Annotated in this window: 1 protein-coding gene; it reads right to left on the reverse strand. The window is 57.2% G+C overall.

Annotation, left to right across the window (positions count from 1 at the left end):
- Positions 1 to 125: 125 nt before the first annotated feature.
- Positions 126 to 1,106, reverse strand: a complete 981-nt coding sequence (locus ACF8R4_RS24140; RefSeq protein ID WP_061203968.1) for an IS5 family transposase — start codon at positions 1,104 to 1,106, stop codon at positions 126 to 128.
- Between the last annotated feature and the right edge of the window lie 44 nt (positions 1,107 to 1,150).

Here is a 1,150-nt window from a genome sequence, read left to right on the forward strand (position 1 = left end):
TGTTTTTGGCTGACTTCGGCCACCACCGATTTTGAAAGTGACAAGTCGATCAAAAATGCTCAGATCGCTAACTCATTTCTGTCTTTTTAGCCGCTGCGAACACCTCGCGGCGGCTATTCCCCACATTACAGGCGCACCTCTCCTGCATTGCTCAGTAAATGCCGACGGGCCATCCATAGATTCGACAGCGCAAACAGTGTCACCAACTGTGCCGTATTCTTGGCCAGGCCACGGAAGCGAGTTTTCACATAGCCGAATTGACGTTTGATCACCCGGAACGGGTGCTCAACCTTCGCTCTGACTTGAGCCTTGGCTTTTTCGATCTTGCGCTTGGCTTTGTACAGAACGCTACGCTTGCCCAGTTTCTGGTAGGTGCTGCGCCGGGCGGCAATCTGCCAAATGACCTGGCGACCTTCATGCTCGGGGCGTTTCTCCACTCCGGTATAACCAGCATCGGCACAGACCACATTTTCGTCGCCGTGCAGCAGCTTATCGACCTGAGTGACATCGGCCACGTTGGCTGCCGTGCCTACCATGCTATGCACCAGGCCCGACTCATCATCCACCCCGATATGGGCCTTCATGCCGAAGTACCATTGATTACCTTTCTTGGCCTGGTGCATTTCCGGGTCGCGCTTACCGTCCTGGTTCTTGGTCGAACTCGGCGCGTGGATCAGTGTGGCATCGACGATGGTGCCCTGGCGCAGCGACAGGCCGCGATCGCCCAAGTAGCCGTTGATCACGGCCAGAATCCCAGCCGCCAGTTCATGCTTTTCCAGCAGGCGGCGGAAGTTGAGGATGGTGGTTTCGTCGGGGATGCGCTCTAGGCTCAGCCCAGAAAACTGGCGCAGGATGTTGGTTTCGTAAAGCGCTTCCTCCATAGCCGGGTCGCTGTAGCCGAACCAGTTCTGCATCAGGTGCACGCGCAGCATCGCCATCAACGGATACGCCGGACGGCCACCTTCGCCCTTCGGGTAGTGCGGCTCGATCAGAGTAATCAGTCCCTGCCACGGCACCACCTGATCCATCTCGATCAGGAACAACTCCTTGCGGGTCTGCTTACGCTTGCCGGCGTACTCGGCGTCGGCGAAGGTCATCTGCTTCATCGGGAAACTCAGGCAACGGGGTCGGCGTATTTCACCAGATTTGG

Origin of the sequence: Pseudomonas sp. FYR_2 (assembly GCF_043106425.1) — a bacterium.
Classification (GTDB): domain Bacteria; phylum Pseudomonadota; class Gammaproteobacteria; order Pseudomonadales; family Pseudomonadaceae; genus Aquipseudomonas; species Aquipseudomonas monteilii.

What these genes read in the sequence shown, in the direction of transcription:
- ACF8R4_RS24140 (WP_061203968.1), bottom strand. Translation starts at nt 1,106, where the DNA reads ATGAAGCAGATGACCTTCGCCGACGCCGAGTACGCCGGCAAGCGTAAG.